General features: G+C 34.0%; 18 protein-coding genes. 15 read left to right on the top strand and 3 right to left on the bottom strand.

Annotated elements, in window-relative coordinates; genetic code table 11:
- Positions 1–269: 269 nt before the first annotated feature.
- The 13 genes from AC34EU_RS01920 (at position 270) to AC34EU_RS01860 (ending at position 15490) form a co-directional block, all read left to right on the top strand.
- Positions 270–1943: an AMP-binding protein gene (locus tag AC34EU_RS01920; protein ID WP_489666557.1), complete on the top strand. Its 1674-nt coding sequence runs from the start codon at positions 270–272 to the stop codon at positions 1941–1943.
- A gap of 516 nt (positions 1944–2459) precedes the next feature.
- Complete coding sequence (locus AC34EU_RS01915) at positions 2460–5633, top strand: TonB-dependent receptor (RefSeq protein WP_489696012.1); 3174 nt, start codon at positions 2460–2462, stop codon at positions 5631–5633.
- A 202-nt stretch (positions 5634–5835) separates the two neighbouring features.
- Positions 5836–6033: a hypothetical protein gene (locus tag AC34EU_RS01910; RefSeq protein WP_487533778.1), complete on the top strand. Its 198-nt coding sequence runs from the start codon at positions 5836–5838 to the stop codon at positions 6031–6033.
- Between the two features lie 99 nt (positions 6034–6132).
- Positions 6133–6876: a 3-oxoacyl-ACP reductase FabG gene (gene fabG / locus AC34EU_RS01905; RefSeq protein ID WP_487533779.1), complete on the top strand. Its 744-nt coding sequence runs from the start codon at positions 6133–6135 to the stop codon at positions 6874–6876.
- 12 nt (positions 6877–6888) lie between these two features.
- Positions 6889–7659, top strand: a complete 771-nt coding sequence (locus AC34EU_RS01900) for an SDR family NAD(P)-dependent oxidoreductase (protein WP_487533780.1) — start codon at positions 6889–6891, stop codon at positions 7657–7659.
- Positions 7660–7669: 10 nt separating this feature from the next.
- Positions 7670–8155 carry a MaoC family dehydratase gene (locus AC34EU_RS01895; protein WP_487533781.1) on the top strand — a complete coding sequence of 162 codons (486 nt, stop codon included), beginning with the start codon at positions 7670–7672 and terminating at the stop codon, positions 8153–8155.
- Positions 8156–8158: 3 nt separating this feature from the next.
- Entirely contained in the window at positions 8159–8941 is a 783-nt protein-coding gene (locus tag AC34EU_RS01890) for an enoyl-CoA hydratase/isomerase family protein (protein WP_487533782.1), read from the top strand.
- Positions 8942–8953: 12 nt separating this feature from the next.
- On the top strand, positions 8954–10132 hold the full coding sequence (locus tag AC34EU_RS01885; RefSeq protein WP_487533783.1) for an acyl-CoA dehydrogenase family protein: 1179 nt from the start codon (positions 8954–8956) through the stop codon (positions 10130–10132).
- A 22-nt stretch (positions 10133–10154) separates the two neighbouring features.
- Positions 10155–11228 (top strand): phosphotransferase family protein, encoded by a 1074-nt coding sequence (locus AC34EU_RS01880; protein WP_487533784.1) that lies wholly within the window; start codon positions 10155–10157, stop codon positions 11226–11228.
- An 18-nt stretch (positions 11229–11246) separates the two neighbouring features.
- Complete coding sequence (locus AC34EU_RS01875; protein WP_487533785.1) at positions 11247–12440, top strand: acyl-CoA dehydrogenase family protein; 1194 nt, start codon at positions 11247–11249, stop codon at positions 12438–12440.
- A 10-nt stretch (positions 12441–12450) separates the two neighbouring features.
- Entirely contained in the window at positions 12451–13569 is a 1119-nt protein-coding gene (locus tag AC34EU_RS01870) for an acyl-CoA dehydrogenase family protein (protein WP_487533786.1), read from the top strand.
- 134 nt (positions 13570–13703) lie between these two features.
- Positions 13704–15215: a F0F1 ATP synthase subunit beta gene (gene atpD, locus AC34EU_RS01865; RefSeq protein WP_487533787.1), complete on the top strand. Its 1512-nt coding sequence runs from the start codon at positions 13704–13706 to the stop codon at positions 15213–15215.
- On the top strand, positions 15215–15490 hold the full coding sequence (locus AC34EU_RS01860) for a FoF1 ATP synthase subunit delta/epsilon (RefSeq protein WP_487533788.1): 276 nt from the start codon (positions 15215–15217) through the stop codon (positions 15488–15490). The genes atpD and AC34EU_RS01860 overlap by 1 nt, the downstream gene beginning before the upstream one ends.
- 10 nt (positions 15491–15500) lie before the next feature.
- On the opposite strand, the gene AC34EU_RS01855 is transcribed toward AC34EU_RS01860, so the two are convergent.
- From AC34EU_RS01855 to AC34EU_RS01845, 3 genes are all read right to left on the bottom strand, one after another.
- Positions 15501–15977, bottom strand: coding sequence for a regulatory protein RecX (locus tag AC34EU_RS01855; RefSeq protein ID WP_487533789.1), 477 nt, complete (start codon positions 15975–15977; stop codon positions 15501–15503).
- Between the two features lie 60 nt (positions 15978–16037).
- Positions 16038–17591, bottom strand: coding sequence for an Rne/Rng family ribonuclease (locus AC34EU_RS01850; protein WP_487533790.1), 1554 nt, complete (start codon positions 17589–17591; stop codon positions 16038–16040).
- 271 nt (positions 17592–17862) lie between these two features.
- Complete coding sequence (locus AC34EU_RS01845) at positions 17863–18153, bottom strand: HU family DNA-binding protein (RefSeq protein ID WP_487533791.1); 291 nt, start codon at positions 18151–18153, stop codon at positions 17863–17865.
- Positions 18154–18263: 110 nt separating this feature from the next.
- Between AC34EU_RS01845 and mutY the strand changes: the two genes are divergently transcribed.
- Positions 18264–19313, top strand: a complete 1050-nt coding sequence (gene mutY / locus AC34EU_RS01840; protein ID WP_487533792.1) for an A/G-specific adenine glycosylase — start codon at positions 18264–18266, stop codon at positions 19311–19313.
- 41 nt (positions 19314–19354) lie between these two features.
- On the top strand, positions 19355–19777 hold the full coding sequence (locus tag AC34EU_RS01835; RefSeq protein WP_487533793.1) for a single-stranded DNA-binding protein: 423 nt from the start codon (positions 19355–19357) through the stop codon (positions 19775–19777).
- Positions 19778–19793: the final 16 nt, after the last annotated feature.

Raw genomic sequence — 19793 nt, 5'->3', positions numbered from 1 at the left:
AAGATTAAAAACTCTTTAATGTTTTAGGTTTTGGTGCTCAAGGAATTAAAGATGCTATTTTTCAACTTTTTATATTCTTTTATTTTAGTTAAGCTTTGGGGTTGGATACATCACTTAAAAGTTTAGCTCAATTATATAAAATCCTTATATTGTTAACCCCTAAGATATCCCTATGTGTTTTAGCATACTGATGGACAACATTACCTGCTTTATACAGGTGGAGGGTGGCAAGCAATAGGAATAGTAAAACTTAAATACCAACCAAAAAAATGACTGCACAAACACATTTTGATTTCAAATTTTATGAACTAGAAAAAACACAAAAAGACAAAACTTTTTTAAGGCAACCTTTTGGTGATCAATGGGAAGAATATACATGGGGAGAAACAGGACAGATGGCAAGAAAGTTAGCTACAGGAATTAAATCTCTTGGACTAAAGCCGAATGCTCACATAGGGTTAATTTCTAAGAACTGCAGAGAATGGGTTATTGCAGATTTAGCAATAATGATGGCAGGATATATTTCTGTTCCATTTTTTCCAACACTAACTGGAAAAGAATTGGGAGGACTTTTAGATTTTGGAGATGTAGATGCTTTATTTGTTGGTAAAATAGAAAATTGGGAGGATATAAAATCTTTTATTCCACAAGAAATGCCTGTTATTGCTTTTCCAACCTACAAAGATCATTCTTCAATTGATAGAGGACATTCATGGTTTGAATTCATAAATAAGCATGAACCGCTTTCAAGCCCCCATATACCAAAATTATCAGATACATGGTCAATAATCTTCACCTCTGGAACGACCGGAAAACCTAAGGGAGTAGTTTTATCCTATAGGGCAAATGAAGCAACTAAGATAATTTCAGAAAACACAAATCCTCTTAAGATTGATTATAATGGTAATAATCATTTCTTTTCATATCTACCCATGAATCATATTGCAGAAAGAATTGTTGTAGAATTTACTGCGTTTAGATTTGGAGGTACAATTTCTTTTGCAGAATCTCTGGATACCTTTGGAGCAAACCTAGGTTCTGTTCAGCCTACAGTCTTTTTTGCAGTCCCTAGAATTTGGACAAAATTTCAAATGGGAATATTAGGAAAGTTCTCACAAAAAAAGTTAAATATACTTTTAAGTATTCCACTTGTTAGATCGCTAATAAAAAAAGTTCTCACTAAAAAACTAGGCTTGAGTCGAGCAAGAGCAAAAGTGTCTGGAGCCGCCCCCATGCAAACCTCTCAAAGAAATTGGTATCGAGCTATCGGTATAAATATTGTAAACGGTTACGGTATGACCGAAAATTGTGCAATCAGTAATCAGCTAGCAGATGATGTTTGGGACAGGCCAGGTTCTGTTGGAATTCCTCAGGAAGGAGTTTCTATTAAAATTAATACTGAAAATGATGAAATTTTAATGCAAGGTACTTTCCTAATGGAGGGATATTACAAAGCTCCCGAGGCAACAAACGAATCTCTTATTGACGGTTGGCTTTACACAGGAGATCAGGGCTATGTTGATGATGACGGCTTTTTATTTATCACTGGAAGAGTTAAGGATAACTTTAAAACATCTAAAGGCAAATATATAGAGCCATTGCCTTTGGAGTATTATTTTGGAAAGTATAACGAATTCGAGCAAATGTGTATTGTAGGATTAGGAAATTCCCAGCCTATACTTTTAGTACACCTATCAGAAATAGGAAGTAAAACTGATAAGTCTGAATTTGAAAAATTATTTACTGAGGATTTGAAAAAGATTAATTCAGAACTGGAGTCGTATAAAAAAATATCGACTATTGTTATAGTTAAAGATCCATGGACTGTTGAGAATGGATTAGTTACTCCAACTTTAAAAGTTAAACGTCCTGCGATTGATAAAAAATATATGGAAAACTATTTGAAATGGGATGAAAATCCTTCTTCAATTGTATGGGAATAATTTGATTTTTTCATACTTAATTATAAGTAAATCTCATCAATTACTGAATTTGATGATTTAAAATTCAATGAATCACCAAAATTAATAGTTAAAAATACTGAATACCCATACAATGAAAAAACCGTGAAATCTAGAATTCAAATTGCTCAATTGGGGCAAGAGAGGATTTCCAATGGATTTGAAACAAATGATTCAAGTTGTTTGTTATGAAATTAAACATCATAATGGTTTCAATCCACCAGTAAAAACCACCATATTCATGCAATAAAATTGTCTAAATAAAGATTACACAGGCCACATGAAATAAAAGCACAAACTATTGTAATTCATTGAGTTAACGACCCTTTGACTCCAATTACACATGCGAAAAATCACTTAAAATTTCATTTGAACGCTAAAAAATACTATATTCGGGCAATGGGTCATGACATGTCAAGCCCAATATTAAAACCAATGATAAATAAAATACTTAATTTTTTATCGTAATTAAAAAATCAAACTTTATATAAATAAATCATGAAAACAACGTTTATTAAGACTTTATTAGCCTTTACCTTTTCATTAATTGCCCCTTTTGCTATTGCGCAAAACACAATAAATGGAACAGTAGTAGATAGCAATAACGACCCTATACCAGGTGTTAATATTGTAGTTCAAGGCACAAATCAAGGTGTAGTTTCTGACTTTGATGGAAATTATACAATTACAACCAGTCAAGCATTACCATTTAATTTAGTGATTAGTTCCGTAGGTTTTGGATCTCAAACTATAGAGGTTACTAGTGCTGATCAACAAGTTAATGTATCTATGGCCTCAGGGACTAAGTTGGATGAAATTGTCGTTTCTGCCTCTCGTAGACCAGAAAGTGTTCAAAACTCTCCTGCTTCTGTTTCAATATTAAGTTCTGCGGACATTCAAAACTCTCCTTATGTACAGGATCCAGTTGCTGGATTGGTTAATGTTCCTGGAGTTCAACTTCAGCAACAATCTGCAAACTCATTAAATTTAGAAATGAGAGCTGGTGCTGGAGTTTTTGGAACAGGTACATTCGTTATGATGGATTACAGATTTTTAGTATCACCATCTGCAGGAACATTTTTAACATATCAGTCTGGAATTTCTGGTCTTGATTTACAACAAATAGAAGTTGTAAGAGGTCCAGCGGGTGCTCTTTATGGACCAAATGTTACCTCAGGTATCGTTCACTTTATAACTAAAAGTGCGATTGATTATCCAGGAACTTCTGCTGAAATCTTTGCTGGAAGTCAAGCCAGAACAGGTGGAGCAATTAGACATGCTCAGTCAAATTCTAGTGGAACTTTTGGATGGAAAATAAATGCTAGATATGCTAAAGGAGATGAATTTAAATTAGATCCAGTTGCTGACGCAGGTGTGATTTCTGACCTTTTTAAAACTGTTAGTCAACCGGCTATTAAAGACGGAGTAGTAGATGGAAATTCAGCTGGAACGCTATTGTTAGGGGAGAGTGACTTAGACCCTGATGGAGATGGAAACCCACTTTTAAATGAATATTCTAATTATTCAGCAAATATTCATATGGAATTTCGTCCTAGTTCAACTACAACAGGATTCCTTGCCGCTGGTATGGCAAATGGAAATGGACTGTTTTTTAACGCACAGGGATACGGTCAAATTAATGGGAATGACTATTGGGCTCAAGCTCGTATAAATAGTGGAAGATGGTTTATGAATGCTTACTATAATACTAATGATGGTGGAGATGAAAAAAACCCAACTTTCTTATATGGAACAGGTTTTCGTCAAGTAGCGAAAAGAACAGCTTTAGAAGCACAGGTTCAATATAATTTTGAAATCCCTTCTTTAAATTCAAGTTTTATTGCTGGATTCGACTATCGTAATAATGGTTCTGATACTGCAAACACTCTTTACGGAAGAAATGAGGCTGATGATGATTTTCTGATAGCTGGGGCTTACCTTCAAGGAACTACTGATTTATCAGATCAACTTACACTGACTTACACAGGAAGGTACGACAAACTTAACTTTATAGACGAAGGAAAATTTGCTCCTAAAGTTGCACTTGTTTTCAAACCTGATCCAAGAAATTCATTTCGTGCTTCATATAGTGTAGCGACTTATGGTCCTTCTGCTCTTCAAACATTTATTGATTTTCCAGTTGCTATACTTTCACCTGGTGTGTATGATGTATGGTTATCGGGTCAAACTTCAGAACAAACTTTTGCTCCACCAGCACAACAGGTATTTGAACTTGCTGGATTAGGAATTAGCCTACCCGTTGCTACACCTGGACTGCCAAATGCAGTTATAACTGGGGGTGTTGGAGCTTTATCTGCTGCAGGAGCCGTAGGAGCTTTATCTGTTCCAAACGCTGCTTTAGGATATGATGGTTCTGCTTTAGCACCGTTTGCTCCTATTCTTGAAGGCTTTTTATCAGGTTATAATGCTGCTGGAGGCCCAGCGGGCGTGAATGGTACATTTAGAGGATTCAACTTATTTAACCCTTCCGAAACAATGGCATATGGAACTGATGCAGGAAAAGCACGTCTTGGAACAGTTGAAACGTGGGAAGTTGGTTATAAAGGATTAATAGAAGACAAATGGGCGGTTGGTTTAGATGTATACAGCTATAATCTAAATGGATTTACACAATTTACTGCACTTGCACCGACATTTGGTTTGACTGGTTTTGATTCAGCTGCCTATGGTGCTCAGGTCGGAGCTGATGTAGCTGCCGGAGTTACTGCTCCTGTTACAGCTGCACTTCTTCCTTTAGTAACTGCTGGAGTTACAGCTGCTGTAAACGGCGGAATAGTACAACAAGTAACAGCTGGATATCAGGCTGCAGCGACTCAACTAGCTGGTGCTGGTATTACTTTTGAAAGTCTTTCAGCTAATGGATTAGATGCCGCTACTGCGGCAGCTATTTCTGCATTAATTGGAGCGACTGTAGCTCCTATGCCAAATTTAGCAAATGCAATTGCAGGAACTCAAGCAAGTGTTGGCCCTGGATTGATTGCTGGTGGTATCGCTAGTGAGTTACCATCCCAGGTTGCCACTGTTGTTGGAGGCTTAGCTGGATTTGCTGGAGGAGCATACACAATAGGAGGTGACGGACTAGCTGCTTTAGGTGGTGGTGTGTTACAAGCAGATGGAACTTATTCTTTTCAAGCAATGGGATCTGTAGAATCAAATCGTGTTCCTGCTAATGATGGAATTACTCATGTTTCTGCTGGATATCGTTCTTATGATGATGCAGTAAGAAGTCATTACGGAGCAGATCTTTCGGTTGATTTTTCTGCTACTAAAAACTTAACACTTTGGGGTAATGCTTCATGGTTAAGTCAAAACGTTTGGACTCCAGGTGATTATGGAGATGATGGATTACTTTTTCCACAATTTTTAAATGCTCCATTATGGAAATATAGACTTGGCGCAAGACTAGTAGGAGATAATGGGTTTAGAGCAAGTATTTCATTCCAACATGATGATTCTTTTGAATCGAATCAAGGTTTTTTCGGTGGAACTACCGATGAGAAGAATCTGGTTGATTTTAGTATTGGAAAAAAAGTTGGACCAATTCAACTTGACATAGCTGCTACTAATTTATTCGATCAAAAATACAGAGCATTTCCAGGTATGCCAATTATTGAAAGAACAGTTGTCTTAAAAGCAGGGTTTAATTTCTAATTTAAAGACTATTGAATTTTAAAAATAAAGTCGTCTTTGTTACAGGCGCAGCAAAAGGAATAGAAAGAGCAACAGTCGTTGCTCTTTCTGCTTCTGGGCATAAGGTAATAGCTGCCGACATAGGCTCCGGTGCTTTAAAACACCGAATAGTATAAATAGCTAAGCTTTTAGCTACCAAGCTTTCAGATAAAGTTGCTTTTGAATGTTTACACAAATGTTTGGTGGATGTGGTTATATGGAAGAGTATCCAATCGCAAGAATGGGTCGTAATTCAGAATTAGGCCAAGTTCAGTTAGAAACCCTAGCTCTTCAAAACCTTGTGACTTTGTTATTGGAGTCGATGAAAAAGGAAAAATACTTTATAATCTTCAAGACTCAACAGGTCAAACAAATTGGCTAACTTCGGCTATTGAATATGGAGGTTCTTTATGGACGGGAAGTAATTTAAATAATGTAGTTGTAAAATATAATATTAATTAAAAATAAAAAATTAAATAACATGTACAGTTTAGAAGGTCAAATAGCTATTATTACTGGTGGAGCCAGAGGTATTGGCGAAGGAATTTGTGAAATTTTTTGTAAAGCTGGAGCAACTGTTGCTCTTTGGGATGTTCTTGATTCAGGTGAAGAAACTGCAAATCGAATATCCTCTAATGGGGGATCTATATTTTTTCAAAAAGTTGACATTACTAGTACTGAAAGTGTCGGTAGTGCTGTAGAAGAAATTATTTCAAAACACGGAAAAATAGACATCTTAATAAATAACGCAGGGGTTATTCGTGATCGTTCTTTTTTAAAAATGTCTTCTGAAGAGTGGAACACAGTAATCAACATAAACCTAAATGCTCTTTTTGTCACCACTCAAGCTGTTCTTCCTCACATGAGAGATGCAGGCTATGGAAGAATTATATCAGCTTCATCAATTAATGGATTTCAGGGAGCTTTTGGTCAAGCAAATTATGCAGCAACTAAAGCAGGTGTTTCTGGTTTTACAAGAGCTTTATGTAAAGAAGTAGGAAGATTTGGCGTAACCGTAAATGCTGTTGCTCCAGGGTTTATCAAATCTGTAATGTCAGATTCTATGCCAGAAGAAATTATTAAAGCTGGAATAGCTCAAATACCCGTTGGACGAATAGGAACACCCGAAGACATGGGTTATTCTTATTTATTTTTAGCTTCAAAAGAAGCATCGTTTATTAATGGAATTACTCTTCATGCAAATGGAGGAGCAATGCCAATGTAATCTTATATAATTATGAGCACAAGAAAATTATTTGAATTAAAAGGGAAAGTTGCCATTGTTACTGGTTCTAGTAAAGGAATTGGTCTAGCAATAGCTCGTGGTTTAGCAGAGTACGGAGCTAAAGTTGTATTAAGTAGTAGAGATCAAAATGCAGTAGAATCGGTCGCGCAGCAATTCAATAAAGAAGGATTTACTGCGATGGGCCAATCTTGTCATGTTGGTGATGAAGATCAGAGAAAAAATCTAGTTCAAAAAACGATTGATTCCTATGGTAAAATAGATATTTTAGTTAATAATGCAGCAATTAACCCTGTTTACGATTCTTTAGAAAACATGAGTAGTGAGGTATATGATAAAATGCTTAATGTCAATCTTAAATCTGTTTTTGATCTAAGTAATTTATGTTTTCCATATTTGAAAAAAGAAAAAAGCGGATCAATAATAAATATTGCAAGTGTTGAGGGCTTGAAGCCTAGTCTTGGATTGGGAATCTATAGTATTACTAAAGCAGCGGTTATAATGCTTACTCAAGTTCAGGCTAAAGAATGGGGAAAACATGGTGTTCGCTCAAATGCAATCTGTCCTGGATTAATAAAAACAAAATTTAGTTCAGCTTTATGGAAAAATGAAGCAATACTTAACCAAATCAAAAATCAACTTCCAGCGGGAAGAGTCGCTGAGCCTATTGAAATGAGTGGTTTAGCTGTTTATTTAGCTTCTTCAGCAGGAAGTTATTCAACGGGAGGGGTTTATAATGCTGATGGAGGTCATATGACAATTTAATAAAGATATTATGGAATCAAAAAACAACGATGCTTACAAATCCAAATTCAATTCTATTGATGAGTTAAAAAGTCAAGTAGGAAATGAACTGGGATTAACTGACTGGTATACAATGGATCAAGAAAAAATAAATATTTTTGCTGATGCAACAGGGGATCATCAATGGATACATATCGATAAGGAAAAAAGTGAAAAAGAGTCACCTTATAAGACAACCATAGCTCATGGATTTTTAATGCTATCAATGTGTTCTAAGATAATGTTTGATAGTTATGAGCTTAATAATGTTGGTATGGTTATTAATTATGGATTAGACAAAGTAAGGTTTACCAATGCAACTCCTTCTGGATCAAAATATAGAGGAAGAGTTTCATTAATGGAATTTGATGCAAATCCAAAGGGTGCTAAATATAAAATGAAAGTAATAATTGAACTTAAGGGACAGGAGAAGCCTGCTTGTATAGCAGAATTTTTAGCTTTAGCCTATAAAAAATAAATCATGAATAAAGCAGTATTATATAATATAGATGAGGGTGTTGCAGTAATCACATTAAATAGACCTGACCGATATAATGCAGTAAATCAAGACTTGGTTGACGGAATTTCTGAATCGTTAAATAAAGCAAAAGATGATGAATCTGTAAGAGCAATTGTTATGACTGGAGCAGGTAGAGGGTTTTGTGCAGGAGCTGATATGACTGTTTTTGGGGAGCAAGTAACTCCAGAACAAAGAAGAGATTATATAATTGCTCAATACCAACCCTTAATGAATCAATTCTTTAATCTCAACAAACCAATAATTGGGGCAATTAATGGAACTGCAGCAGGAGTTGGTGCTGCTTTTGCTCTAGCTTGTGACTTAAGAGTAATGAGTGATAAAAGTGCTATTTTATATGCTTTTGTTAATATAGGATTAGGTCCCGACGGTGGTGCAAGCTGGCTTCTTTCTAGACAAGTTGGATACAGTAAGGCCTTTGAAATTGCAATAAGTGGTAAAAAAATCATGGGGTCAGAATGTCTAGAGTTAGGCTTGACTAATAAAGTAGTTGAAAATGAAAAAATAGTAAATGAGGCTATAGACTGGGCTAAAGAATTAGCAAAGAGACCAACTTTAGCAATTGGAATAACAAAAGAAGATATCGTTCATTCAATGAATAATGATCTAGATAGTACTATTGCTTTTGAAGCTCAACGTCAAGTTTTGGCTTTTAAAAGTCACGATTTAAAAGAAGGTGTAACGGCTTTCATAGAAAAAAGAAAACCGAATTTTAAAGGAAAATAATTAAAAATATCAATGAATTTAGAAGAAATAAAATTAAAAATTACCAAATTCGTTAAAGATGAATTGTACCCATTAGAGCCTTGGATTTTAAACTGTGAATGGGATGAAAAACTCCCAAAACTTAATGAATTAAGAGATAAAGTAAAAGCTCAAGGACTATGGCTTCCTCAGATACCTAAGGATTATGGGGGACTAGGTTTAACTAACGCACAACATGGTGAGGTAAGTGAAATATTAGGTGCAAGCCCATATGGACATTATGTATTTAATTGTCAAGCGCCAGATGCAGGAAATATGGAAATTCTTATTGAATTTGGAACTAAAGAACAAAAAGAAAAATATTTAGAGCCATTATTAAAGGGTGAAACTCGGAGCTGCTTTGCTATGACTGAACCAGATTTTGCAGGCTCTAATCCAGTGAACATGGGAACCACTGCAGAGATAAAAGAAAATAATTATATAATAAATGGTCATAAATGGTTCACCTCAGGGTTTGATGGTGCTGAGTTTGCAATAGTAATGTTAGTATCAAATCCAGACTCTGACAACCCTCATAAAAAAGCAAGTCAAATTATTGTGCCAACAAAAACCGAAGGCTTGGAATTTGTAAGAAATATTCAAATAATGGGACATCCAGGAGGAGGATGGGAAAGCCACTCAGAAATTAAATTTCACAATGTAAAGGTTCCTTTAGCAAACGTTTTAGGGACTGATGGTGAAGGCTTTTCAATTGCCCAAAAAAGACTTGGTCCTGGAAGGATACATCACTGCATGAGATGGATAGGAATATGTGAGCGTTCTTTTGATTTAATGTGTAAAAGGGCATTATCACGTGAACTTGCACATGGAAAAAAATTAGCAGATAAGCAAACAATTCAAAATTGGATCTCTGAATGTAGAGCAGAAATTAATGCTGCTCGTTTATTAGTTCAGGACGCAGCCCATAAGATTGATATACAAGGGGCTTATAAAACAAGAAATGAAATTTCAATAATTAAATTTTACTGTGCTAATGTTCTTCAAAAAGTTATAGACTGTGCAATTCAAGTTCATGGAGCCAAAGGAATTACGGATGATACAATTTTAGCTTCTTATTATAGACATGAGAGGGCTGCTAGAATTTATGATGGTGCTGATGAAGTTCATAAGAGTAGATTAGCTAGACAAATCTTAAAAGAATATTCTGTCTAATAAAAAAATTAAAAAGAGTATTGTGTACAATTTAGATCAAGCTGGTAATGTTCGTAAAGATGAGTTAATTAACTTAGGTTCTTTAGAAGAGTATTTACGTAAAAACTTAAATAACAATTCAAACCTTGAGCTCTTGCAGTATCCGTCAGGATTCTCGAATCTGACTTACTTGATTAAAATGGGAGATCAAGAAATGGTTTTAAGAAGACCTCCTCATGGAGCAAATATAAAATCAGGACACGACATGCAACGCGAGTTTAAAATACTTAGTGCATTAAAAGACCATTTTAGTAAAACACCTCTTCCAATTATTTTTTGCGATGACAAAACTATTATCGGTAATGAATTTTACATTATGGAAAAAGTAAATGGAACTATTTTTAGAGGCTCACAGCCCAAATCTGATTGGCCAAAAACTAATTTAATACCAAGTTTAGTTAGCTCCTTTGTTAATACTTTTTCTGAGATTCACTCTTTAAAGATTCAAAAAATTGGACTTCAAGATTTTGGAAGACCGGAGGGTTATGTGATCAGGCAAGTTAAAGGGTGGATTAAACGATACAATAACGCAAAAACTCATGATTTTTCAGGTATAGATAAAACTATAAGTTGGTTATCAAAAAATATACCTGATAACTCAGAAGCTTGTCTTATTCATAATGATTTCAAATTTGACAACCTTATGTTTGAAATTGGCAATAAAGTAAAGGTGAATGCGGTTCTAGATTGGGAAATGGCAACCATAGGAGATCCTTTAATGGATTTGGGAACCAGTCTTGGTTACTGGATTCATGAAACAGACCCTGAAATGATCCAAAAGTTAAATTTAAACATTACGTATTTAAAAGGAATTCCATCCAGAGGAGAATTAGTTCACTTGTATGGAGAAAACTCTGGACGATCTGTTCAAAATGTTCTTTTTTATTTTGTTTTCGGACTATTTAAAATCGCAGGAATTATTCAACAAATTTATTATCGTTACCAAAAAGGATATACTAAAGACCCTAGGTTTAAAGAGCTTGATAAAGGGGTTGAGCTATTAGGAATAATGGCTTTTCAGGCAATTCAGAAAAGAAAAATTGATCGTTTATTTTAAAATATATTTATAAAAAACATGGAAACAACTACAAAGGTAGATTTAGGAAATTTTCGCTTAGAAACTAGAGCTTGGTTAGAAGAAAATTGTCCAATGAGCGCGAGAGAGCCGGTCAAAAGATCAAGTGACATGTACTGGGGAGGTAGAAATGCCAAGTTCACTAGTAAAGACCAAAAAATATGGTTTGAAAAAATGCTAGAAAAAAAATGGATAGTTCCTTATTGGGAGAAGAAATATGGTGGTGGCGGTTTAAGTCCTGAGGAAAATAATATTTTAACTCAAGAAATGGCAAGGTTAGGATGCCGAAAACCTCTTTTTAGTTTTGGAATAGCTATGTTGGGTCCAGCTCTTTTGAAGTTTGCTTCTGAAGAACAAAAACTAAATTATCTTCCTGAAATAGTAGAGGGTAAAATATGGTGGTGTCAAGGATATAGTGAGCCCAGCGCAGGAAGTGATTTAGCAGGCCTTCAAATGAAAGCTGAAGACAAGGGAGATCATTACTTGATAAACGGCTCTAAGGTTTGGACATCTTATGCAGATAATGCTGATTGGATTTTTTGTTTAGTTAGAACAAATACTGATGTACCCAAACATAATGGTATTAGTTTTATACTAATAGACATGTCAACACAAGGTGTAAGCGTTAGGCCCATTAAACTTATAAGTGGAAAATCTCCTTTTTGTGAAACATTTTTTGATAATGTTAAAGTTCCAAAATCTAATTTGGTAGGGACACTAAATGATGGATGGACAATAGCTAAGTACCTATTAACTCATGAAAGACAAATGATTGGTGGAGTTGGAGGAACCGAGATTAAAAAAGAAATAAGTAAAATTGCTATAGATCAACTTGGGTTGTCTTCAGGGCAATTAAATGACAGCTTCTTGAGGACTCAAATTGCGAAATTTGAAATGGATGAAAATATTTTTGAATTAACAATTCAAAGAATTGTGGATGAAGACAAATCAGGAAAACAGGCTGCCGCGTTATCGTCTTTTTTTAAATACTATGGGACAGAATTAAATGTAAAGCGAGAAGAATTATTGATACAGATAGGAGGGAACGACGCTCTATTGTGGGTCCCTAATGAAAATAATGATGCAAATGTAGCTAGAAAATTTTGCCGCTCTAAAGGAAATACAATTGAAGGAGGAACTTCAGAAATTCAACTTAATATTATTGCGAAACGAGTACTTAATCTACCATCTTAAATAAAACATTATGCCATTAACTTTAACAGAAGAGCAAAAAATGCTTAAAGAAGCTGCAAGTGAGTTTTTACTAACTAACTCTCCTATAGAAAGCTTTAGGGAACTTAGAGATAATAATTACCAGTCCTATGATCCAAAAGTTTGGGAAGGTTTTGTTGAAATGGGATGGACTGCTTTAACAATACCTGAAAATTATGGCGGTTTAGATTTTGGATATACAGGACTAGGCCAGATACTGGAAGAAACAGGTAAAACTCTAACTAAGTCTCCATTAATATCTTCAATTTTATTATCAGCAACTGCAATTAGACTATCAGACAATGAAACCCTTAAAGCTAAATGGCTTCCTGAGTTGATGAGCGGAAAAACACTTATGAGTTTGGCTCTTGATGAAAAATCATTTTTTGATCCAAATTCAGTTGAATCATCAGCATCGCTTTCTGGTGATAGTTTTATTATTAATGGAAAGAAAAGGATGGTAATAGACGCCTGTGATTCTGATTACCTAATCGTTGTTGCTAGTTTAGATGAATCGATTAGCCTTTTTCTTGTTGATTCAAAATCCAAAGGAATCGACATAAAAAACGATGTATTTATGGATGCTGGAAGCTATTCATCTATTTCATTTAATAATGTTAAAGTACCTGCTAAAAACCAGCTTGATATTGAAATAGAGGGTAAGGCCATTCTTAAATCTATACTTGATATTGGAGCAATAGGTCTTTCTTGTGAAATGTTAGGAAGTGTTCAGGCAGCATTTAATCAGACAATGGACTACATCAAAGAAAGAGAACAATTTGGAACTAAAATTGGCTCATATCAGGGATTACAACATAGAGCGGCACATCTTTTTTGTGAGATAGAGCTTTGTAAGTCTATTACTTTAAAGGCATTACAATCTATAGATGATGAGAATGAAAACCTTTCACAATATGCTCATTTAGCAAAAGCTAAACTAGGAGAAGTTTTAAAACTAACTTCAAATGAGGCAATTCAAATGCACGGAGGGATTGGAGTTACGGACGACGTTAATATTGGGTTTTACCTCAAAAGAGCAAGGGTTGTTCAACACCTTTTGGGGGATACAAATTATCATTTAGAGTGTATAGCAAAACAAAAAGGATACTGATTTCAAATTAATATTGAAAGCTTGTGAAAAACTAGATTTATTTTAAGCAAATAAAAATTTAAATTTTGTTAATCATTCTTATATTTGCACTCGAATTTATATTAGTTTGAATAACATCATTTTATCGATCACTTATGGCAATTAGCACTGGAAAAGTTTCACAAATTATCGGCCCCGTTGTCGACGTAGAGTTTTCGGGGGAAAACAACATACTTCCTAGAATTTATGATTCACTAGAAATTAAAAAGACCGATGATAGTATTTTAGTGCTTGAGGTTCAATCTCATATAGGAGAAAACACCGTTCGAACAGTTTCAATGGACTCAACAGATGGTCTTAGTAGAGGAACCGATGTAGTTGCAACAGGCAACCCTATTCAAATGCCTATAGGTGAAGAAATATATGGAAGATTGTTCAATGTGATTGGAGACGCAATCGATGGACTAGGAAATCTTCCTAAAACAGGAAAAGATGGACTTTCTATTCACAGAGAGGCTCCTGCTTTTGATGAACTATCTACTGCTACTGAAGTATTATTTACAGGAATTAAAGTAATTGATTTAATTGAGCCTTATGCAAAAGGCGGTAAAATTGGTTTATTTGGTGGAGCTGGTGTTGGAAAAACAGTTTTAATTCAAGAACTAATCAATAATATAGCTAAAGGTCATGGAGGATTATCGGTATTTGCTGGTGTTGGAGAAAGGACAAGAGAAGGTAATGATTTACTTAGAGAGATGCTTGAGTCAGGAATTATTAAGTATGGAGATGATTTTATGCGTTCTATGGAAGAAGGCGGTTGGGATCTTAAAAAAGTTGATAAATCTGTAATGAAAGAATCTAAGGCTACATTTGTTTTTGGGCAAATGAATGAGCCCCCTGGCGCAAGAGCTAGAGTTGCTTTATCTGGACTTACAATTGCTGAGTATTTCAGAGATGGAGCTGGAGATGGAAAAGGAAAAGATGTTTTATTTTTCGTTGACAATATTTTTAGATTTACCCAGGCAGGATCTGAAGTTTCAGCCCTATTAGGACGTATGCCATCCGCTGTGGGATATCAACCTACATTGGCAACTGAAATGGGAGCAATGCAAGAGCGAATTACTTCTACAAATAAAGGCTCTATTACTTCAGTTCAAGCAGTTTATGTGCCAGCCGATGATTTAACTGACCCTGCTCCAGCCACAACTTTTGCTCATTTAGATGCGACAACAGTACTCTCCAGAAAAATTTCTGAACTAGGAATATATCCCGCTGTTGATCCTCTCGATTCTACTTCTAGAATACTTACTGCTGATATTTTAGGTGACGAGCATTATGATTGCGCCCAACGTGTTAAAGAATTACTTCAACGCTACAAGGAGCTACAAGACATAATTGCAATTCTAGGAATGGAAGAGTTGTCAGAAGAAGACAAGCTAGCTGTTGGAAGAGCTAGAAGAGTTCAACGTTTTCTTTCTCAGCCATTTCATGTTGCAGAACAATTTACAGGAATCCCAGGAGTACTAGTTGACATTAAAGAAACCATTAAAGGGTTTAACATGATAATGGATGGAGAATTAGATCATCTTCCAGAGGCAGCCTTTAACCTTAAAGGTTCAATTGAAGATGCTATTGAAGCGGGTGAAAAAATGTTATCAGAATCATAATGTATTTAGAAATCATATCCCCTGAAGCCACACTTTTTAGCGGTGAAGTTCTTTCAGTATCTGTTCCAGGATTAAATGGATACTTTCAAATGCTAAATAATCACGCTCCTGTAGTTTCAAGTCTTAAAAGAGGAATTGTTACCATAGAGGGTGATCTTAAAATAAGTGATGAATTCAAAAATAAATTTGAAAAAATAGCAGGTAAAACTATTTTGAAAATTGAATCTGGAACCATTGAAATGAGTAAAAATAAACTTATTTTATTGTCAGACTAATTTAAAAAGTTTATTTGTTTTTCTCAAATTTGTTTAATTGATCGTATATTAAATTTGCCTCCCAACCCCTGTATTGTAGTGCTGAAATGAATTTTATTTTCCTTTTAGATAAGACACTCTCCTTTGATGATTTCCATATTTTTTCACTCAACAGATTTAATGTTTCTATGTATTGTACTTCGTCAATTTCTTGTAAGGCAATCTTAATGTTATAATCACTTATTTGATGTTGTTTTAATTGAAAAATAATTCTTTTTTTACCCCAATTTTTAATACGAAACTTTCCTCTAGCAAAGCTTTTTGCAAAACGACTTTCATTTAGATAATTATTTTGAATTAAATTGCCAACTATTTGATCAATTCCAATTTGAATAATATTAATTTTCTTTAGTTTTTCAACAACCTCTTTATGTGACCTTTCTTGATAAGCACAATAATTTTCTAATAATTTTTGAGCTTCATTAATTGAATATGATTTTTTTTCCACACCGTAAAGTTAATTCAAAAAAAAACCACCATAAACTAAATGTTTATAGTGGTTTTAAAACTATGTTCGAAGCGTTTTCTGGTTTTTATCCATAAAACTAAACTTCAAGTAGAGATATGCATCTCTAGGCACAACTCGTACCCATTTTTTATATTCAAAATACCATTTGAGTTGGATGGATGGAAACCCTTCTTTCAAATAGGCAGCAATAAATGGATGAACATGTAAAAAAACATGTTCACTTTTATATTGCTTATGCTTAACAATTTTGTTAAGTTCTGTGTTGATTTTATCTATTAAAACAATTGGAGCTTCTACTTCACCATTTATATTTGGGTTAGCTTCCCTTGTTTTAATTTTCATTTCTGGTCGCACTCTTTGACGAGTAATTTGAATAAGACCAAATCGACTAGGCGGTAAAATTTTATGCTTTGCCCTGTCTTGACTCATTTCCTCTTTTAAATGCTCAAATAACTTTTTACGATTCTGGATAGAAGACAAGTCTATGAAATCTACTACTATTATGCCTCCCATGTCTCGAAGCCTTAATTGGCGAGCGATTTCAGATGCGGCTATTATGTTAACGTCAAAAGCTGTATTTTCTTGACCCCTAGATTTACTAGAACGATTTCCACTATTTACGTCTATAACGTGAAGAGCTTCTGTATGTTCTATTACAAGATAAGCACCGCGTTGCATTGACACTGTTTGTCCAAAAGCAGTTTTAATTTGCCTTTCAACTCCATGTTTTTCAAAAATTGGAGTTATTTCAGTATACATTTTTACGATATCTTTTTTCTTAGGAGCAATACTTTGAACATAGTCTTTAACTTCATTATAAATTTCTGGTTCATCAATATGAATCCCAGTGAAACTATTATCAAAAATATCACGAAGAATAGAAGAAGAGCGATTGATTTCGCTCAAAACTTTAGTTGGATGTTTATCTATCTTTTGCAATTTGCTGCAAAGGTTTTTCCAACGGTAGAGTAATTGTTGTAGATCTGCATCTAGCTCAGCTACTTTTTGTCCTTGGGCTACAGTACGTATAATAATACCAAAACCTTTGGGCTGAATGCTTTGAACTAAGCGCTTGAGTCGACTTTTTTCTTTATTCTCTTCTATTTTTTGAGAAATTGATACTCGATCTGAAAAAGGCATAAGAACCATAAATCGGCCCGCTAAAGAAAGCTCTGAGCTAACGCGAGGGCCTTTTGTAGATATTGGTTCTTTTACTACCTGAACTAAGGTTGTATCCTGACTTTTTAAAATATCTTCGATGTTTCCATCTTTAGATATTTCATTTTCAAATCTAAATCTTTTAAGTAAATAATCTTTGTGTTTACCTGTAGTTATTTGTTTTATAAACTTTAATAAAGAAGGGAGTTTAGGTCCTAAATCGTGATAATGTAAAAAGCCATCTTTTTCATGACCGACATTTACAAAAGCAGCATTAAGTCCTGGAATAGGTTTTCTGATTTTAGCGATAAAAATATCACCTACAGAAAACTTGTTATCTTCAACTTCTTTGTTTAGCTCAATTAATTTTCCATCCTTGAGCAGGGCAAAATCAACAGCAGAGGAATTCGATCGGATAATCAGTTCTTTCTTCACTCTGATAATTTTTATAACTATAACTTTAAAGTTATAGTTGATTAAACAATAAATTTTAAGGTATTTAACCTGTGCTTTAGATTTTATCTAAAGCATTTCAATGAACGTGGGTTTAATTTTTTTGAGTGCAACACCGATATGCACTTAGGCTTTTTTATTTTTATGACGATTAGCTCTTCTACGTTTTTTTCGCTTATGAGTAGCAACCTTATGTCTTTTTCGTTTTTTACCGCTTGGCATATATGCTAGCTTTTAATTGTTATTAATTCAGTTATGATACAGCAACCTTAGCCTTAACTCCATTTACAAAAACTTTTGAAGGCTTAAAAGCAGGAATATTGTGCGCAGGTATTTTAACTGCTGTATTCTTTGATATATTACGTCCAGTTTTTTCTGCACGAGTTTTAATAATAAAACTACCAAAACCTCGCAAATAAACATTTTCTCCTTTTTCTAAAGAGCCCTTAACTTCAATCATAAACTTTTCAATAGTAGACTGTATGTCTGTCTTATCTATTCCTAGTTTATCTGAAATATTTGTTACGATATCAGCTTTAGTCATTATCTTGTGTTTTAGGTTATTAATTTCTTTAAAGGCTAGCAAATATATAAATTATTAACAATCTCTTAAGCATCTTTTTATATTTAAGTGAGTAGGGTATATTTGAAAGTATGATTTTTTCTCAAACATTAATGAATTGGTATGAAATAAACTCAAGAAACCTTCCTTGGAAAAAGACTAAAAACCCATATAATATATGGCTTTCTGAGATTATATTACAACAGACTAGAATTGAACAAGGACTTCCGTATTATATTAAGTTTATAAAAGCATTTCCTACAATTCATGATTTAGCAAAATCAAAAGAAGAAAATATATATAAATTGTGGCAAGGGCTGGGCTACTATTCAAGAGCACAAAACCTACATTTAACAGCCAAGCGTATAGTAAATGAGTATAATGGAGTTTTTCCAAACTCTCATGAAGAGTTAAAAACACTTAGGGGTATTGGGGACTATACGGCAAGCGCAATAGCATCGATATGTTTTGATCTTCCAGAAGCAGTTGTTGATGGAAATGTTTTTAGATTTCTCAGCAGGTTTTTTGGGATAAAAACTCCAATAAACTCAAAGAAGGGGTTTAATGTATTTAAAATAAAAGCAAATAAATTAATAAAAGGTCAATCTCCAGGAGATTTTAACCAAGCATTAATGGATTTTGGTTCAATTCAATGTAAGCCAAGATCTCCTAATTGTGAAGATTGTGTTTTTTCAACAAAATGCTACGCTCTAAAAAATAAAAAAGTAGAGCTTTATCCTGTTAAAACAAATAAGTTAAAAATTAAAACTCGATATTTTAATTATTTAGTATTTCATAACTCTAAAAATCAAACAGTTCTAGAGCAAATAAATTTAAAGGGTATTTGGCATAAATTATATCAGTTCCCAATGATAGAATCTGAAGAAATACTTAAAGAACCTACAGGTGAATTTCAAAAAATAATTGCTAAATATTCGAATGAAACCGCAATAATAATTAATCCAATATTTGAAACACCTATTAAACACAAATTGAGTCATCAAAAATTAATCATTCAGTTTTGGAAAGTTAAGCTGTCCAATAATTCAATTCTTCCAATAGAAAAAAAAAAAGTGTTTTCATTTCCAGTTCCAATTGTAATTGAAAAATTTATGACACAATTTTATAAGACGCTCACTTGATTTTTTATCTTTGAACAGATTGAATTTATAAAATCATTATTATGAGTGGCACTTTAAATAAAGTTATGTTGATTGGGCATCTAGGAGATGATGTTAAAATGCATTATTTTGATGGAGGAGGCTGCGTAGGCAGATTTCCTCTCGCAACAAATGAAAGTTATACAAATAAAGCTACAGGAGAAAAGGTTTCACAAACAGAATGGCATAATATAATTGTAAGAAATAAGGCTGCTGAGGTTTGTGAAAAGTATATTGGAAAAGGAGATAAAATTTTTATTGAAGGTAAACTTAAAACAAGAAAATGGCAGGATCAGGAGGGAAAAGATAGATATAGTACTGAAATTGTCGTTAATGAGTTTACTTTTTTATCGGGAAAAGGTGATGTAGCTTCTCAAAAAACAGAAACACCAAATTCAAATCATGAAGTTAGTGATTCTGAAAAAGAAGAGGATTTACCTTTTTAAAAAATCATATTCCTAA

Source organism: Candidatus Marivariicella framensis, assembly GCF_982709265.1.
Note: the sequence above shows the minus strand (reverse complement) of the source record. Positions and strands in the feature narration are given on the sequence as shown.

Coding starts and splice junctions, on each gene's coding strand:
- AC34EU_RS01920 (WP_489666557.1), top strand. CDS start 270: ATGACTGCACAAACACATTTTGATTTCAAATTTTATGAACTAGAAAAA.
- AC34EU_RS01915 (WP_489696012.1), top strand. CDS start 2,460: ATGAAAACAACGTTTATTAAGACTTTATTAGCCTTTACCTTTTCATTA.
- AC34EU_RS01910 (WP_487533778.1), top strand. CDS start 5,836: ATGTTTACACAAATGTTTGGTGGATGTGGTTATATGGAAGAGTATCCA.
- fabG (WP_487533779.1), top strand. CDS start 6,133: ATGTACAGTTTAGAAGGTCAAATAGCTATTATTACTGGTGGAGCCAGA.
- AC34EU_RS01900 (WP_487533780.1), top strand. CDS start 6,889: ATGAGCACAAGAAAATTATTTGAATTAAAAGGGAAAGTTGCCATTGTT.
- AC34EU_RS01895 (WP_487533781.1), top strand. CDS start 7,670: ATGGAATCAAAAAACAACGATGCTTACAAATCCAAATTCAATTCTATT.
- AC34EU_RS01890 (WP_487533782.1), top strand. CDS start 8,159: ATGAATAAAGCAGTATTATATAATATAGATGAGGGTGTTGCAGTAATC.
- AC34EU_RS01885 (WP_487533783.1), top strand. CDS start 8,954: ATGAATTTAGAAGAAATAAAATTAAAAATTACCAAATTCGTTAAAGAT.
- AC34EU_RS01875 (WP_487533785.1), top strand. CDS start 11,247: ATGGAAACAACTACAAAGGTAGATTTAGGAAATTTTCGCTTAGAAACT.
- AC34EU_RS01870 (WP_487533786.1), top strand. CDS start 12,451: ATGCCATTAACTTTAACAGAAGAGCAAAAAATGCTTAAAGAAGCTGCA.
- atpD (WP_487533787.1), top strand. CDS start 13,704: ATGGCAATTAGCACTGGAAAAGTTTCACAAATTATCGGCCCCGTTGTC.
- AC34EU_RS01860 (WP_487533788.1), top strand. CDS start 15,215: ATGTATTTAGAAATCATATCCCCTGAAGCCACACTTTTTAGCGGTGAA.
- AC34EU_RS01845 (WP_487533791.1), bottom strand. CDS start 18,153: ATGACTAAAGCTGATATCGTAACAAATATTTCAGATAAACTAGGAATA.
- mutY (WP_487533792.1), top strand. CDS start 18,264: ATGATTTTTTCTCAAACATTAATGAATTGGTATGAAATAAACTCAAGA.
- AC34EU_RS01835 (WP_487533793.1), top strand. CDS start 19,355: ATGAGTGGCACTTTAAATAAAGTTATGTTGATTGGGCATCTAGGAGAT.